14 protein-coding genes are annotated in these 16,294 nt (G+C 73.1%); 9 read left to right on the top strand and 5 right to left on the bottom strand.

What is annotated here, in order from left to right; genetic code table 11:
• Window positions 1–12: 12 nt before the first annotated feature.
• Window positions 13–1,005 carry an arabinan endo-1,5-alpha-L-arabinosidase gene (locus tag ACZ46W_RS02585; protein ID WP_468330118.1) on the top strand — a complete coding sequence of 331 codons (993 nt, stop codon included), beginning with the start codon at window positions 13–15 and terminating at the stop codon, window positions 1,003–1,005.
• Here ACZ46W_RS02585 and ACZ46W_RS02580 read toward each other — a convergent pair.
• Window positions 999–2,180 carry an ABC transporter substrate-binding protein gene (locus tag ACZ46W_RS02580; protein WP_468330115.1) on the bottom strand — a complete coding sequence of 394 codons (1,182 nt, stop codon included), beginning with the start codon at window positions 2,178–2,180 and terminating at the stop codon, window positions 999–1,001. The genes ACZ46W_RS02585 and ACZ46W_RS02580 overlap by 7 nt on opposite strands.
• Window positions 2,181–2,334: 154 nt before the next feature.
• On the opposite strand from ACZ46W_RS02580, the gene ACZ46W_RS02575 reads away from it, so the two are divergent.
• The 6 genes from ACZ46W_RS02575 (at window position 2,335) to ACZ46W_RS02550 (ending at window position 10,108) form a co-directional block, all read left to right on the top strand.
• Window positions 2,335–3,360, top strand: a complete 1,026-nt coding sequence (locus tag ACZ46W_RS02575) for a LacI family DNA-binding transcriptional regulator (protein WP_468330112.1) — start codon at window positions 2,335–2,337, stop codon at window positions 3,358–3,360.
• A gap of 206 nt (window positions 3,361–3,566) precedes the next feature.
• Window positions 3,567–4,796, top strand: a complete 1,230-nt coding sequence (locus ACZ46W_RS02570; RefSeq protein ID WP_468332395.1) for an ABC transporter substrate-binding protein — start codon at window positions 3,567–3,569, stop codon at window positions 4,794–4,796.
• A gap of 10 nt (window positions 4,797–4,806) precedes the next feature.
• Entirely contained in the window at window positions 4,807–5,817 is a 1,011-nt protein-coding gene (locus ACZ46W_RS02565; RefSeq protein ID WP_468330109.1) for a carbohydrate ABC transporter permease, read from the top strand.
• Window positions 5,814–6,692 carry a carbohydrate ABC transporter permease gene (locus ACZ46W_RS02560; protein WP_468330106.1) on the top strand — a complete coding sequence of 293 codons (879 nt, stop codon included), beginning with the start codon at window positions 5,814–5,816 and terminating at the stop codon, window positions 6,690–6,692. The genes ACZ46W_RS02565 and ACZ46W_RS02560 overlap by 4 nt, the downstream gene beginning before the upstream one ends.
• 9 nt (window positions 6,693–6,701) lie before the next feature.
• Complete coding sequence (locus tag ACZ46W_RS02555; RefSeq protein WP_468332392.1) at window positions 6,702–7,253, top strand: hypothetical protein; 552 nt, start codon at window positions 6,702–6,704, stop codon at window positions 7,251–7,253.
• Between the two features lie 125 nt (window positions 7,254–7,378).
• Window positions 7,379–10,108, top strand: coding sequence for an exo-rhamnogalacturonan lyase family protein (locus ACZ46W_RS02550; protein WP_468330103.1), 2,730 nt, complete (start codon window positions 7,379–7,381; stop codon window positions 10,106–10,108).
• 261 nt (window positions 10,109–10,369) lie between these two features.
• Here ACZ46W_RS02550 and ACZ46W_RS02545 read toward each other — a convergent pair whose 3' ends face one another.
• The 4 genes from ACZ46W_RS02545 to mmuM form a co-directional block, all read right to left on the bottom strand.
• Window positions 10,370–10,573 (bottom strand): hypothetical protein, encoded by a 204-nt coding sequence (locus tag ACZ46W_RS02545; protein WP_468330100.1) that lies wholly within the window; start codon window positions 10,571–10,573, stop codon window positions 10,370–10,372.
• Window positions 10,574–10,644: 71 nt separating this feature from the next.
• Window positions 10,645–12,549, bottom strand: coding sequence for a DUF2264 domain-containing protein (locus ACZ46W_RS02540; protein WP_468330097.1), 1,905 nt, complete (start codon window positions 12,547–12,549; stop codon window positions 10,645–10,647).
• On the bottom strand, window positions 12,546–13,571 hold the full coding sequence (locus ACZ46W_RS02535; protein WP_468330094.1) for a hydroxyacid dehydrogenase: 1,026 nt from the start codon (window positions 13,569–13,571) through the stop codon (window positions 12,546–12,548). The genes ACZ46W_RS02540 and ACZ46W_RS02535 overlap by 4 nt, the downstream gene beginning before the upstream one ends.
• A 122-nt stretch (window positions 13,572–13,693) precedes the next feature.
• On the bottom strand, window positions 13,694–14,620 hold the full coding sequence (gene mmuM, locus ACZ46W_RS02530) for a homocysteine S-methyltransferase (RefSeq protein WP_468330091.1): 927 nt from the start codon (window positions 14,618–14,620) through the stop codon (window positions 13,694–13,696).
• A gap of 104 nt (window positions 14,621–14,724) precedes the next feature.
• Between mmuM and ACZ46W_RS02525 the strand changes: the two genes are divergently transcribed.
• A complete protein-coding gene (locus ACZ46W_RS02525; RefSeq protein ID WP_468330087.1) occupies window positions 14,725–14,952 on the top strand; it encodes a DUF5133 domain-containing protein in 228 nt (75 codons plus the stop codon).
• A 254-nt stretch (window positions 14,953–15,206) separates the two neighbouring features.
• The gene (locus tag ACZ46W_RS02520) at window positions 15,207–16,265 is read left to right on the top strand and encodes a glycoside hydrolase family 43 protein (protein ID WP_468330083.1); all 1,059 of its coding nucleotides are present in this window, start codon (window positions 15,207–15,209) and stop codon (window positions 16,263–16,265) included.
• The last annotated feature ends 29 nt before the right edge of the window (window positions 16,266–16,294 follow it).

The following is a 16,294-nucleotide window of genomic DNA, read 5'->3' as shown; positions in this document are numbered from 1 at the left end:
GGACGCACCCGCATGCGTACGCACCGGCTCACCCCCACCACCCGGACCGCGGTCACCGTCCTCGCCACCACCCTCGCCACCGCCCTCGCCCTCGCCCCGTCCCCCGCCCACGCCTACCCCGCCCCCGGCCGCGTCACCGGCGACATCGTCGTCCACGACCCCACCATGCTGCGCACCCCGTCCGGCCAGTACCTGCTCTACTCCACCGGCGACGGGCTCCAACTGCGCACCTCCACCGACCGCGTGCACTTCAGCCGCAACAGCTCGGCGTTCCCCACCCGGCCCCCCTGGTGGCGGAACTACAACACCACCTCGGACGTCTGGGCGCCGGACATCTCGTACCACGGCGGCAGGTACCTGATGTACTACTCCGTCTCGTCCTTCGGCTCCAACACCTCCGCGATCGGCCTGGCGACCTCCGCCACCGGCCTGCCCGGCAGTTGGACCGACCGCGGACCCGTGTACACCTCGGCATCCTCCAGCGACTACAACGCCATCGACCCCCACCTCTTCGTCGACGGCGACGGGAAGTGGTGGCTGTCCTTCGGCTCCTGGTGGACCGGCATCAAACTCATCCGCGTCGACCCCGCCACCGGGAAGCGGCACGCGGGCGACACCGCGCGCCGCTCCCTCGCCTCCCGGCCCACCGGCACCAAGGCCGTCGAAGCGCCCTTCATCGTCAAACGGGGCGGCCACTACTACCTCTTCGCCTCGTACGACACCTGCTGCGCGGGCACCGGCTCCACGTACAGGATCAAGGTCGGCCGTGCGACCGGTGTCACCGGGCCGTACTACGACAGGAACGGCGTCAGCATGATGAACAACGGCGGTACGCCCGTGCTGGAGAGCCACGGCCGTTACATCGGCCCCGGCGGCCAGTCGGTCATGCCGGACGCCGCCGGCGACCTGCTCGTCCACCACTACTACGACGGCCAGGACAACGGCACGCCGAAGCTCGGCGTCAACCTCCTGAACTGGAGCAGTGGGTGGCCCGTCGCCTACTGACCCCCGCTCAGGGGCAGCAGCTCGCCGCCGGCCGGCAGGCCCTCCACCCGCCGGCTGTCGACGACCACCAGCTCGTACGGATGCCGCCGGCCCCGCTGCCACTGCCCGCCCGCCAGCCGCACCGTGGCGACGTGGGGCACGGGGCCGGACGTCCAGTCGAGCGGGCCCGCCATCGTCCGCAGCCGGGTCGCGCCGAGCGCGGCCGCGACCGACGCGGGGGCCGCCGGGTCGTCGGCCGTGGCGAGGGCGTGCGCGGCCACCTCGAAGAGGGCGTACGCCAGTCCCAGCGGCTGGAGCCACTGGTTGCCCGTGGCCCGCTCGTAGCCCTCGGCCAGCTCGGCGGCGGTCATGCCGTCGATGGACGAGCGGTAGGGGTGGGACGGGGTCCAGTAGACGAGCGTCGCCACGTCCGCCTGGGGCGGCGCCTCGCCGGCCGGGGTCGCGGCGGCGGGCGGATAGGCCAGCCACCGGGAGCAGGTGATGAGCCGGGGCCGCAGCCCCTGCCGGGCGGCCTCCCGGCGGAACAGCCCCAGGTCCGCCCCCGTCGCGGCGCTCGTGACCACGTCCACGCCCGCCTCCCGGAACGCCGACACGTGCCCGGCCAGGGCGGAGGCCGGCTCCCGGTACCCGCCCGGGTCCACGAGACGGTGCCCACGCGCGCGTGCCCCGGGCAGGAAGCCGTGCGTGGCGTGCCGGGACCAGGTGCCCTGCGGGCCGTCGTTCCACAGGCACCCGACCCGGCGCTCCGTACCGCCCACCGTCTCCCACAGGTCGGCGAACGTCTCCGCGATGTCGTCGAGGCCCCAGCAGAAGTGGTACGTCCAGCGCCGCCGCCCGCCCCCGTGGTGGTACACCTGCCACGGGAAGGTGCTCGACAGGCACGGCACCCCCGCCTCCTCACAGGCGTCCGCCACGGCCGGCAGCACCTCCGTGCCCGCCAGCGTGAGCACCAGCCGGGCCCGCTCCACCTCCACCAGCTCCCGCACCGCCCGCCGGGCGCCGGCGGCGTCGGAGCGGCTGTCGCGGCCCACCAGGCGCAGCCGCCCCCGCAGTTTGGGTGCCAGCAGGTCCATGGCGTACGCCAGTGGGTCCCCGAGCCGTGCCAGCCGGCCGGTGCGCGCGATCACCACGCCCACGGTCGGGACCTGTTCTGTCTCACCGTTCGTCCGATTCATGCCCCGGACAACGCCCCAGCGGGGCAGGTGTCACGCTCCGCCGTGCACCCGCATGTCATGAATCGATTCATGACAGGGTGCGCGCGACCTCCTACGATGAAGCCCCCGGTCCGGCGGCGGAGCGGGCGGCTGAGGACCGAAGGGGGTGCGCGGCGTGGCGCGCATGGTGGGCATCAAGGACGTGGCGCAGCACGCGGGCGTCTCCGTGGGCACCGTCTCCAACGTCATCAACCGGCCCGAGACCGTCGCCGAGGCCACGCGCGAGCGCGTCCGGGCGGCCATCGAACTGCTCGGCTACGTCCGCAGCGAGTCGGCCCGCCACCTGCGGGCCGGGCGCAGCCGGATCATCGCCCTCCTCGTCCTCGACATGGCCAACCCCTTCTTCGTCGACCTCGCCACCGGCGCCGAGCGCGCCGCCCGCGAGGCGGGGCTCGGGGTGATGCTGTGCAACAGCGCCCAGGACCCGGCCGAGGAGGCCGAGTACCTCGCGCTCTTCGCCGAGCAGCGGGTGCGCGGCGTGCTGGTGACCCCCGCCGACCCCGGCGGGGACACGCTCCGGGCGTTCGGCCGGCACGGCATCCCGTACGCGCTGGTGGACCGCACCGCCGCCGGGGAGGAGACCTGCTCGGTCTCGGTGGACGACGTCGAGGGCGGGGCGCTCGCGGTCCGGCACCTGCTGGAGGGCGGGCACCGGAGCCTCGTCTACGTCGGCGGGCCGGCGCACCTGCCGCAGGTCCAGGACCGGTGCGCCGGGGCGCTGAACGCGCTCGCCGAGGCGGGGCTGCCGGCCGAGGCCCTGACCCGGGTCGGGACCGAGCGCCTCGACGTGGCCTCCGGGCGCGACGCGGGCGCCCGGCTGCTCGGCATGTCGCCGCGGCCCACCGCGGTCTTCTGCGCCAACGACCTGCTGGCCCTGGGCGTGCTCCAGACCCTGTTCGCCGCCGGGGTCTCGGTGCCGGGGGACATCGCGCTGGTCGGGTACGACGACATCGAGTTCGCCGCCGCCGCGGCCGTGCCGCTGACCTCGGTGCGCCAGCCCGCCCACCGGATGGGGCGGATGGCCGCCGAGCTGCTCATCGAGGAGACCGGCGACCGGGCCGCGCACCACGCGCACCGGCGCATCGTGCTCCGGCCCGAACTGGTCGTCCGCGCCTCCACTTTGGCGTCGCGCCGCCCCTGACGGCTCCCGGGGCCCGGCCCCGCGCGGCCCTCGTGCGCGTCCGGCACCGACGGATCTCGTCCGAACCGTTGACGTACCCGACAGCGGTCCCTACGTTAACTCGGCAAGCGCTTTCCTAAAACGATTCAAAGCGCGCTGGAGGACGAACTGTGCGTACCAAGGGGACTGTTGACCGGCGCGGCCTGCTGAAGGTGGCGGGTGGCTCCATGGCCGCTCTGGGCCTGACGGCGGCGGGCTGCGGCACCGGAAGCGGCTCGGGCGGCGACGGGACCGTCACGATCCGGTACGCGTGGTGGGGGTCCGACGACCGCGCCAAGCGCATCAACGAGACGATCGCGCTCTTCGAGAAGAAGTACCCGAAGATCAAGGTCCAGACCGACTTCCAGCCCTACCTGGACTTCTGGAAGAAGTTCAACACCCAGGCCTCCGGCGGCAACCCGCCGGACGTCTTCCAGAACGCCGTCGGCTTCCTGCGCAAGTACGACGCCAAGAACGTGCTCCTCGACCTCGGCGAGCAGGTCAGGGCCGGCAACCTCCGCATGGAGGGCTTCCGCGCCGGGCTGGAGAAGTTCGGCGAGGTCGACGGCAGACTGCTGGGCGTTCCCGTCGGCTCCAACTCCATGGCCCTGGTCATCGACGAGGCCGTCTTCAAGAAGGCCGGCATCGCCCCGAAGCCGGGCTGGACGTGGGACGAGTTCACCGCCGCGCTGGAGAAGATCCGCGACACCCAGGGCCGGGCCGGCGACAGCGGCCTCTACGGCGTCATGTACCTGTACGACCTCTACCTGCGCCAGCACGGCAAGGCCTTCTTCACCGAGAAGGGCCTCGGCTTCACCGAGGCCGACCTCACCGACTGGTGGAACAAGGGACACGCGGGCGTGAAGTCCGGCATCCACTCCGACCCCAAGAGGGTCGCCCAGATCAAGCCCAAGTCGGCGGTGACGGGCAACCTCGCCGCCGCCGAGTTCACCTGGGACAACTTCACCATCCGCTACACCTCCGAGGGCAAGAGCAGCTACGGCCTCGCCCCGATCCCCACCACCGACGGCAGGCGCACCGGCCAGTACCTCGGCTCACTGATGCTCAGCGGCTCCCGGCGCACCAAGCACCCCAAGGAAGTCGCCCGGTTCATCGACTTCATGGTTCACGAACCCGAGGTCGCGAAGATCATGGGCTACGACCGTGGCGTACCGGCCACGACCGCGCAGTACGCGGCGTTCACACCGGCCGACGAGGTCACCAAGCGGATCGCCGCGTACGAGCAGCAGCTCGTCGAGAGCCGCGTACTGGAGACCATCACCCCGCACCCGGCCGGCGCCGACGTCGCCGAGGCCGCCTTCCTGCGCATCGCCGAGGAAATGGCCCTGGGCAGGCGGTCCGTGCCCGAGGCGGTCGAGCAGTTCTTCACCGAGGCGAAGACGGCCCTGGGCTCCTGATGGGAACGGCATGGGAACGACCGTGACACACCACGCGACGGCCGCCCCGGAGCTCGCGGACAGCAGCCCCGGCCCGCGGCCCGGCCCGGCCGGCGCCGACCGCCCCGGGCGCACCGCCGCCCGGCGGCGCGGACGCCGCGAGAACCTGGCGGGCTACCTGTTCATGTCCCCGTGGATCGCCGGTTTCCTGCTGCTCACCGCGGGCCCGATGGTCGCCTCGCTCTACTTCGCCTTCACCGACTACAACCTCTTCGACACCCCGCGGTGGATCGGATGGCAGAACTTCACCGACATGCTCGCCGACCCCAGGTGGCGTACATCGGTCGAGGTCACCCTCTGGTACGTCGTCATCGGCACCCCGCTCAAGCTCGCCGCCGCCCTCGGCGTGGCGCTGCTGCTCAACCAGAAGCGGCGCGGCCAGGCCTTCTACCGGGCCGCGTTCTACGCACCCTCGCTGATCGGCGCCAGTGTCTCCGTCGCCATCGTCTGGAAGGCGATCTTCTCGGACGACGCCATCGTCGACCGGGCCCAGCGGGCCCTGTTCGGCGTCGACGTGGGCGGCTGGACCGGCGACCCCGACTGGATCATCTACAGCCTGGTGGCCCTGACGGTCTGGCAGTTCGGAGCGCCCATGGTGATCTTCCTGGCCGGACTGAAGCAGGTGCCGCGCGAGCTGTACGAGGCGGCGGAGGTCGACGGGGCGGGCACCTGGCGCCGGTTCTGGAACATCACCCTGCCGATGATCTCGCCGGTCCTCTTCTTCAACGTCCTGCTGGAGACGATCCACTCGTTCCAGATCTTCGGCTCCGCGTACATCCTCGGCGGCGCGGGCGGCACCTGCGGCCCCGCCGACGCCACGCTCGTCTACACCTGCTACCTCTACGTCCAGGGCTTCGAGAACAGCCACATGGGCTTCGCCTCCGCCATGGCGTGGATGCTGCTGCTCGCGGTCGGCCTGGTGACGGCGGTGCTGTTCTGGTCCCAGCGGCGCTGGGTGCACTACGAGGAGGCCGCCCGATGACCGCCGACCTCTCCACTCCGCGCCGGCGCGGCGCCGCATCCCGGCGCGGTGCCGGGTCGCTCGCCTGGCACCTCGGCTCGCTCGCCGTCCTCGCGGTGGTGCTCTACCCGGTGGTGTGGGTGATCGGCGGCTCGTTCAAGCCGAACGACGAGATCGTCGGCAGCCTGGAGCTGTTCCCCGCCGACCCCATCACCGACAACTACCGCCGGCTCGCCGACGGCATCGCCGACATCCCCATCTCCACCTTCTTCGGCAACTCCCTCTTCCTGGCGGCCGGTTCGGTCGTCGGCGTGCTGGTCTCCTGCTCGCTGGCCGCCTACGCCTTCGCCCGGATCGGCTTCGCCGGCCGGAGCGTGCTGTTCGCGCTGATGATCGGCACGCTGCTGCTGCCGTACCACGTCCTGCTCATCCCGCAGTACGTGATGTTCCAGAAGCTGGAGCTCATCAACACCTATACGCCGCTGCTGCTCGGCAAGTACCTCGCCACGGACGCCTTCTTCGTCTTCCTGATGGTGCAGTTCATGCGCGGCCTGCCCGGGGAGCTGGACGAGGCGGCCCGGCTGGACGGCTGCGGACACCTGCGGATCTACTGGTCGATCGTGCTGCCGCTGTGCCGGCCCGCGCTCATCACCAGCGCGATCTTCACGTTCATCAACGCCTGGAACGACTTCATGGGCCCGCTGATCTACCTCAACGAGCCCGCGAAGTACACCGTCTCGCTCGCCCTGAAGATGTTCGTCGACCAGGACGGCGTCGCCAACTACGGCAGCATGATCGCCATGTCGCTGGTCGCACTGCTGCCGGTGCTCGCCTTCTTCCTCGCCTTCCAGCGGTACCTCATCGACGGCATGGCCACCTCGGGCCTGAAGGGCTGAACCATGCGCATGGTCCGCTTCGGCGTCTTCGCCGAGTGCCTGCTCACCGGCGTCTGGATCGCCCTCGCGTCGCTGCCGCTGGTCACCCTGCCCGCCGCGCTCGCCGCCGGGGCCGCCCACCTTCGCCGCCACCTCGCCCACGAGCGGGGCGGGCTGCGCGAGTTCGCCGTCGACGTGCGGGCCGCCGCCCGGCGCGGCTGGCTCGCCGGGCTCGCCGGCTGGGCGGCGCTCGCACTGGTGGCGGCGGACCTGGCGGTCGTACGGGCCGGAGGGCTGCCGGGCGCCCCGCTGGTCGGCGTCGTGAGCGTACTGGCCGTGCTCGCCCTGACCGTCGCCGGCCTGCGCGCGGCCACCGCCTGGCACCCCGGCGCCTCCTGGCGGGCGCTGCTGGCATCGGCCACCCGCCGCACGGTACGGGACCCGGCCGGCTCCTCCCTGCTCGTCTGCGGGTTCGCCGTGATCGCCGCGTCGGCGTGGTTCGCCCTGCCGCTCGCGGCGCCCGCGCTCGGCATCGTCACGGCGGCGGCCCTCGCGGTGGAGCGGCGGGCGTCCGGCGACTGACGGCGGAAGGGGGCGAGGCGAGCCCAAAGGCCCCCGGCCCACGCCACCGGCGGAACCCACCCGAGACAGGACCCCACGGCGCCGCACACGCCCCGGGGCGTCACACTCATGGAAAGGAACCGGCCATGTCTCCCCTCCCACGCAGAGGTCTCCTCAAGGCGGCCGCGGCCGCCGGGGCCGCCGCCCAGTTCAGTTGGGCGCTGGGCCACGGCACCGCCCAGGCCGCGCCCGCCGACCCGGCGGGTGACGCGCCCGTGAGCGTCGGCTGGCTGGAACCGGACGGGCTCGGTGCCGCGCCGGGCTCCACCTTCGGCGTCCCCTGGCCCAAGGGCGCCCACCCGGCGGGGCAGACGTTCGCCCTGGCCGCCGCCGAGGGCGAGCGGAGCGTCCCCGTCCAGACGTGGGCCACGGCCTACTGGCCCGACGGCTCCCTCAAGTGGACCGCCCACGCCGTCGGCCCCGAGGCGGCCGGCATCGAGAGGTTCACGCTCACCGCCGGGGCCCCGGCCGCCGCCTCCGGCCGGGTGACCGTCACGGAGACCGGCCGGAGGATCACCGTCGACACCGGCACGGTCAAGGCCGTCGTCTCCAAGGACGGCCACCGGCTCGTCGAGTCCGTCACCCGGGGCGCGACGAGGATCGCCACCGATGGGCGGCTCGTCCTGCTGCGCCAGAGCGACCTCGACGACGGCGACCAGGGCAACGCCAAGTGGGAGCGGTTCGACGGTGAGATCAGCGGCGCCACCGTCGAACAGCGCGGCCCCGTCCGGGCGGTGGTCCGCATCGACGGCAAGCACCGCAAGGGCAGCCGGAGCCGGCTGCCGTTCAGCGTGCGGCTGTACTTCTACGCGGGTGCCGAATCGTTCCGTATGGTCCACACCATCACGTACGACGGCGATGCGGAGGAGGACTTCATCCGCGGCCTCGGCGTCCGCTTCGCCGTGCCCATGCGCGACGCCGCCTACGACCGCCACATCCGGATCGCGGGCGAGGGCAAGGGGTTCCTCACCGAGGCCGTCCAGGGCATTACCGGACTGCGCCGCGACCCCGGCGCCGCCGTCCGCGCCGCACAGGTCAGGGGCGAGAAACTGCCCGACCCGGCCACCTGGGACCAGCGCGTCACCAGCCGCCTGACCCACGTCCCCCACTGGGGCGACTACACCCTCGCCCAGCTCTCCGCCGACGGCTTCACCCTCCGCAAGCGCACCAGGCCCGGCCACGGCTGGATCACCGCCGGAGGCGGCGGCCGGGCGAGCGGCTTCGGATACGTCGGCGGCGTCAGCGGCGGACTCTCCTTCGGGCTGCGGGACTTCTGGGAGAAACACCCCGCCCAGCTCGACATCCGGGGCGCGGCCGGTGACGAGGCCGAGGTGACCCTGTGGCTCTGGTCGCCCGAGGCCCAGCCCATGGACCTGCGCTTCTACCACGACGGCATGGGCCAGGACACCTACCCCGAGCAGCTCGAAGGCCTCAACATCACCTACGAGGACTACGAGCCCGGCTTCGGCACCCCGTACGGCATCGCCCGCACCAGCGAGCTGATGTTCTGGGCGAACGCCACCACCCCGGGCGCCGACGTGCTCGTCGCCCAGGCCGCCGCCGTCCGCACCCCGCCCCAGCTCGCGGCGAGCCCGGCCGACCTGGCCCGCGCCGGGGTGTTCGGCGGCCTGTTCGCTCCCGTAGACCGCTCGGTGCCCGCCAAGGCGCGGATCGAGGACCAGCTCGACTTCCTCTTCACGTACTACAAGGACCAGGTCGAACAGCGCCGCTGGTACGGCTTCTGGGACTACGGTGACATCATGCACACCTACGACGAGGACCGTCACCAGTGGCGGTACGACGTCGGCGGCTACGCCTGGGACAACTCCGAACTCTCACCCGACCTGTGGCTCTGGTACGCCTACCTCCGCTCCGGCCGCGGCGACATCTTCCGCTTCGCCGAGGCCATGACCCGGCACACCGGCGAGGTCGACGTCTACCACCTGGGGAAGTGGGCCGGGCTGGGCACCCGGCACGGCGTCCAGCACTTCGCGTGCAGCGCGAAGCAGCAGCGCATCTCCACCGCCGTCTACCGCCGCCCCTACTACTTCCTCACCGCCGACGAACGGGTCGGCGACCTCATGCGCGACCTGGTCGACTCCGACGAGACGTTCCTCGTCCTCGACCCCATCCGCAAGATCCGCACCGAGCCCTACACCCCCGACCGCAACGCCCTCTCCATCGGCTTCGGCACCGACTGGAGCGGCCTGGCGGCGGCCTGGCTCACCGAGTGGGAACGCCAGGGCCCCAAGGCCGCCAAGGCGGAGGCGCGGCTGCGTTCCACCATGGAGACCATCGCCGCCCAGCCCAACGGGTTCGTCCAGGGGACGGGCCTGTACGACCTCGACACCGGCCGCTTCGCAGTCGCGGACGAGCCCGTCGTCGCCGTCTCGCACCTGTCGGCCATGTTCGGGCTCGTCGAGATGTGCGCCGAGCTGATCGACCTCATCGACATGCCGCGGTTCAAGAACGCCTGGCTGGACTACTGCCGCTACTTCAACGCGAGCAGAACCGAGCAGGCCGCCCGCTACGGCTCGCACTTCGGCAACCTGCTGCTCTTCCAGGGCCACTCGCGCCAGGACGCCTACGCCGCCGCGCAGTTGAAGGACGACGGGCTCGCGGCCCGCGCCTGGCGGAAGTTCTACGGCAGCGACGGCTACACCACGGCCATGAAGTGGGAGAAGACCCCCCTCGAAGGCCCGGCCGTCCTCGAACCCGGCTACGAGCACCCGTGGATCAGCACCAACACCACGGCCCTGTTCGGTCTCGCGGCCATCCAGAACCTCGCGCTGATCGGGGACAGCATCCCGCGCTGAGCGAGGCGTCCGGCCCGGGCGACCGGGCCGGACGGGAAACACCGGGTCAGTCGGTGTCCCGTCAGCGAGCCTCTGACAGCGGGCCGGACCCCAGGTGCCGGCGTGCGGCCGGCTGCTGCCTGGGCTGCTGCTCGGCGGGAGCGGCGGCAAGCTCGGCCGCGAGCTCCGCGACGGTGCGTCCGCGCTGAGCACGGCTGTCCGTCGTCGCGGATTCGGGTCGGGGACCGGTGCCCAGCGGGCGGCGCGTCGTCGTCACACGCCTCAGTCTGTCAGGGCGTGCGCGTCCAGCACGCCCCGGTCCCGCAGCTCGTCCAAGTCGGGCAGGTGCAGGCGCCGCAGGGGGCCGTGGTCGAGGTCGGCCTGCGCGGCCATCACACGCGGCTGGCGGAGGATTTCGTTCCGGCCCATGGCCCGTACGGCCGTCTCGGGCCGGCGTTCGAGCAGGGGGCGTCTGTCGTCGGTCACGAGCGATCATCGTAAGGCGCTGCCCCGCCGGGTTCGAAGGATTTTCCGGGCGGGGTGAGCGATCTCATGCCCTACGACGTGTGCGTGACCGACACCCCCGGGGCGAACGTCACCCGGGTGAGCGCTCCGTCGGCCGTCCACCGCACGGCGACCGTGTCCGCGTCGGCGTGCTCCACGGTGGCCACGTCCGCCAGCGGGGCGGGGGCTGCCGTGCCGGTCAGGGAGGCGAGGGCCACCAGGACCGTGGGGCCGGCGGGGGAGGGGGCGGCGGTCAGGCGGGGGAGGAGCGCCCAGCGCGTGAACGCCGTGCCCTGGGGGGCGCGCAGTCGCTCGGGGCCGGGCTGCCACCCGTGCAGGGCGTGCAACTGGGAGGCGAGCGGCTCGTCGGGGCCCGTCGCCCAGCCCGAGAGGCGTATGCGGGAGCCGTGCGGCAGGCCCAGCAGCCGGTGCAGCCGCAGTTCGCAGCGGCCGCGCGCCACCGTCACGCTCTGGGCCCGAAGCCCCGGCACCATCGGGGAACCCGTCGGGAACACCGGCCGGTGCCAGGAGGCGGCCCAGCCCCAGCCGTCGCCGTGGCCCGCGCCCAGGGGGTGGATGCGGCAGCGGACCGACGACACCCCGCCGACCTCGACGGACAGGTGGTTGTCGGGCACGTTGGCGGCGGAGGTCGGCCCGGTGCGGGTGGAGTAGGCGAGCCGCCCGTACAGCACGTCGTGCGCGTCGGCGGTGTCGCCCGCGAACGGCGGAACGGCGTCGCTGCCGTGGTTGTGCAGTCGCGCGATGCCGTCCCCGGCGGTCGTCTGGACCAGCAGGCCCGGCGCGGGCAGGGCCAGCACCCGGTCGCCGCGCTCGGCGGGCGCCGCCTCCTCCCGTACCGTCCACAGCGGATCGTCCGGCGGCACGAGCAGCGCCACGAACGCCTTGGACGCCCAGTAGGGCGACGCGGGGCCCGAGTACGACTGGAGCGTCGCCTCGTGCGGGCCGTGCCAGCCGGGCGTCAGCAGCCCGTCGCGCGCGTCCACCGCGCCCCGGTCCAGGAAGTACCGCAGGCAGCCGCTCAGCAGCCGCCGCGAGACGCCGGGCGCGAGCGGCGTGTGCCCGGTCAGCGCGCCCAGCCCCACCGCCGCGCCCGCCGCGAACCGGTACGTCAGCGACCGCCCGAAGTGCACCGGCGCCCCGTCCCCGCCGAACAGCAGCGACAGCCCTTCCAGGTGCTCGCGCAGCCGTGGCCCGTACACGTCCGACAGGCCCTCGTCGCCCGCCAGATGGGCGTGCAGCAGCGGGTACAGGTGCAGCGCCCAGCCGTTGTAGTGGTCGAAGGCCCGGCCGTCGCCGTCCGCGTACCAGCCATCGCCCCGGTACCAGCCCTCCAGCAGTTCCAGGCCCCGCTCGATCGCCCGCGCCGTCTCCGCGTCGCCGCGCCCCACGGACTGGAGGAACCCGGCGACGGTCAGCGGGAAGAGGTACCAGTTGTTGGGGGCGGGCGTGTGCCGCAGCGCGCCGCGCAGCCACTCCTCCGCCCGGTCCCGTACGCCGCCGTCGAGGCGGTCCCACAGCCACGGGCGGGTCAGCCGCAGCCCGAGCGCCACGGACGCGGACTCCACCATCGGCTGGCCCTGTACATGGTGGTCGAGGACCAGCGGCCACGACTCGGTGTCGTCCCGCCCGGGCGTGCGGGTCCCGGCCGCCAGCCCGTCCGCGTACCGGCCGAGCAGCCCGTACGGGTCCTCCCCGCCCGCGCCCGCCACGCGGAACGCCGCCGCCAGGAACGTCCGCGCGTACCCCTCCAGCCCGTCGGAGCGCACGCCGGAGCGCGACGGCCGCCCCGGCAGGTCCAGCAGCGCCCCGCCCGGCGTGGCCCAGCGCCAGGCGGCCCGGACCAGACCGTCGGCCGCCGCCTCCCAGTGGGCGCGCGTGAAGCCGGTGTACGGGCTCGACTCCCGGTCCTCGGGCGGCAGATGAGGGTGCTCGCTCATGCCAGGTACGCCAGCCTCTCGCGTCGTACGGGATGGGCGAAGCCCTCGCCCCGGGCCCAGCGGGCGACCTCGCCGACGGTCAGTTCGGCCAGCCGCCGCCACTCGTTGCCCTGCGAGCCCGCCAGGTGCGGGGTCAGCAGGACGCTGTCGCACTCCCACAGCGGGTGGTCCGGCGGCAGGACTTCCGGATCGGTGACGTCCAGCACCGCGTGGACGCGGCCCGCCAGTGCCGCCTCGGTGAGCGCGTCCTGGTCGACGACCGCCCCCCGCGCGGTGTTGATCAGCGTCGCGCCCGGGCGCAGCGCGGCGATCAGCCCACGGCTGACGAGCCCGCGAGTGGCGGGCAGCAGCGGCGTGTGCACGCTCACCACGTCACTCGCCGCGAACAGCTCCTCCAGGCCCGCCTTCCGTACGCCGAGGGCGTCCGCCTCCTCGTTCGTGACGTACGGGTCGTGGAGCAGGACGCGCAGGTCGTGGGGGCGCAACAACTCGATGACACGGCGCCCGGTGAGCGAGGCGGAACAGATGCCCACCGTGCGGCCGTGGTTGCCGAGGGCGGGCCCGACGCGGAACGGGTCGTCGCGCTCGCGCGAGGCGCGGTAGTCGCGGGCGCGCTCCAGGACCCGCTTGCCGGACAGCAGGATCATCGCGACCGTGTACTCGGCCACCGGCAGGGCGTTGGCGGCCGCCGCCGACGACACCTCCACGCCCCGCTCCCAGCACGCCTCGGTGACGTGCGCGCGGACGCTGCCGGCCGAGTGGGCGATGGCCCGCAGCCGGGGCGCGGCGGCCAGCACCGCCCCGTCAACAGGCGGGCAGCCCCAGCCGGTGACCAGCAGTTCGGTGCCCGCCAGCACCGCGCGGGCGCGGTCGGTCGACAGGTCGTCGAGCACGGGCGGGGGCGCCAGATCGCACACGGCCGCCAGCGCCGCGTGTTCGGCGGGCCCGAAGACGGCCGAGGCCGCCTCCCGGCTCATGGCGAGGGCGGCGCGCGGCGGCCGGTGGACGTGCGTGGTCGGCATCGCATCACTCCAAGCCGCCGACACGACGTCGAAACGGCATCGGCAACGGCATCGGCAACGGCAACGGCATCGACACCGGCATGGTGATCGAGCGACACCTACTTGGTCAAACGATCAAACGCTCACCGGGTGCGGGCCGCCAGCGCGGCGATCGCGTCCGGGCCGACCCGGCAGCAGCCGCCGATCAGCCTCGCGCCGGCGCGCTGCCAGGCCCTCGCCCGCTCGGCCGTGAACGTCGAACGGCCGCGCCAGGCGCGGGCCCCGGCGTCCCACTCCTCGCCACTGTTCGGGTACACCACCACCGGCTTGCCCGTGACACGCGCCGCGACGGGGACCGCGCGGTCCGCGTCCTCGGGGGCGCAGCAGTTCACCCCGACGGCGACGATCTCGTCCGAGGCGGCCGCGACCGCGAACGCCTCCTCCAGAGGCTGGCCCGCGCGCGTCCGGTCCCCGGCGACGCTGTACGACAGCCAGGCCGGTACGCCCAGTCCGCGCACCGCCCGTACCAGCGCCCGCGCCTCGTCCGCGTCCGGCACGGTCTCCAGTGCCAGGACGTCCGGGCGGGCGGCGGCCAGCACCTCCAGCCGGGGACGGTGGAACCGTTCCAGCTCGGCGACGCTCAGCCCGTACCGGCCCCGGTACTCCGACCCGTCGGCCAGCATCGCGCCGTACGGCCCGGCGGACGCGGCCACCCACAGCGACCGCCCGGGGGCCTTCGCCTCGGCGCGCCGGGCTGCCTCGCGCCCCAGTTCGACGCTGAGCGCGAGGAGTTCGGCGGCCCGGTCGTGGCCGATGCCACGGTGGGCGAACCCCTCGAAGGTGGCCTGGTAGCTCGACGTCGTCGCGACGCTCGCGCCGGCCTCGTAGTAGGCGAGGTGCGCGGCGACGAGGGCCTCGGGCCGGTCGGCCAGGAGCCGCGCCGACCACAGCTCGTCGCTCAGGTCGTGCCCGGCGGTCTCCAGTTGGTTGGACAGCCCGCCATCGAGGATGACGGGGGAGGGCGAGGTGGTGAGCGCTTCGGTGAAGGCGGGGGCTGCGGCGCTGGTCATGGGGGCGAAGCTAGTCGACATCGCCCGGGCATGGGGAACGCGTCGCCGGGTAGCAGGGTCCCCACGCGGACAACCGGTGTCTGTCGTCAGGAAGGAGAACCGCCGTGCTGATGGCTCACCCCGCCGTCCTGAACAACCTCGTCGAGCAGTACGAGACCCTCGTGCTCCTGCACGCCGAGGAGGGCGCGCCCGAGGTCCGGAAACGCATGGACGAGCTCGCCCGCACCCTGTGCGTCGCCACGGGCACCCGGGACGTGGACGTGGCCCTGGTCGCCGCCCACCACCACCTCCCGGGCGCCCGCCCGGAGGACGACTCCCTGCTCACCGCCTGACGCACGCCGGACCCGGGCCGCCCGCTACGACAGCGGGCGGCCCGAGTCGTGCCCGTGCCGCTTCGTGCGCGGGCCCCTTCATGCGCGGGGTCCTGTCGTGTCCGTGCCCCTTCGTGCCCATGGCCGGATTGGCGCCCGCTCTCCTGAACTGCCAATCCCTCCCGACCCGTTGACCTTCCCGCGCCGCACCCTTACCGTTTCGCCGTTCGACATGGCAGATGGTGTTCGGAATCCCGAACGAAAGGGTGCGCAGCATGAGCCACGACCCGACAGCCCCGACCCGCAGACTGCTCCTCCAGGGCGCCCTGGCCGTGGGCGCCATCGGCGCCGTACCAGGGGTGGCGAGCGCCGCCGCGCCGAACCGCCCGTACGCCAACCCCCTCGTACGCAACCGTGCCGATCCGCACATCCACCGCCACACCGACCGGCACTACTACTTCACCGCCACCGCTCCCGAGTACGACCGGATCATCCTGCGCCGCTCCCGCACGCTGGGTGGCCTGGCCACGGCCGAGGAGGCGGTCGTCTGGCGCAAGCACGCCACCGGCGACATGGGCGCGCACATCTGGGCGCCGGAGATCCACCACATCGACGGCGCGTGGTACATCTACTTCGCCGCCGCGCCGGCGGACGACGTGTGGAAGATCCGCATGTGGGTCCTGGAGAACACCAGCCGCGACCCCTTCAAGGGCACGTGGACCGAGAAGGGGCGGATCGTCACCGCATGGGACACCTTCTCGCTCGACGCCACCACCTTCACCGACCGGGGCTCCCGTTACCTCGCCTGGGCACAGCACGAGCCGGGCATCGACCACAACACCGGCATCTTCCTGTCCCGGATGGCCAACCCCTGGACCCTGACCGGTCCGCAGAGCCGGCTCACCACGCCCGAGTACGACTGGGAGTGCGCCGGCTTCAAGGTGAACGAGGGCGCCTCCGTGATCCGGCGCAACGGCCGCGTCTTCATGACGTACTCCGCCAGCGCCACCGACAGCAACTACTGCATGGGCCTGCTCACCGCCGACGCCGACAGCGACCTGATGGACCCCGCGTCCTGGACCAAGTCACCGGAGCCGGTGTTCACCAGCGACGACACCACGCGGCAGTACGGACCCGGGCACAACTCGTTCACCGTCGCCGAGGACGGCCGCACCGACGTCCTCGTCTACCACGCCCGCCAGTACAAGGAGATCAACGGCGACCCGCTGCACGACCCCAACCGCCACACCCGCGTCCAGCGACTCGGCTGGAAGCCCGACGGCACCCCCGACTTCGGCGTCCCGGTCGCCGACGGCCCGGGAGCGCTCGCGTGACCCGGCGCAGACGCGTGACCCCGGCGAGA

This window comes from Streptomyces sp. NPDC031064, from assembly GCF_055570965.1.
This window is presented reverse-complemented; position numbering and strand designations above follow the sequence as displayed.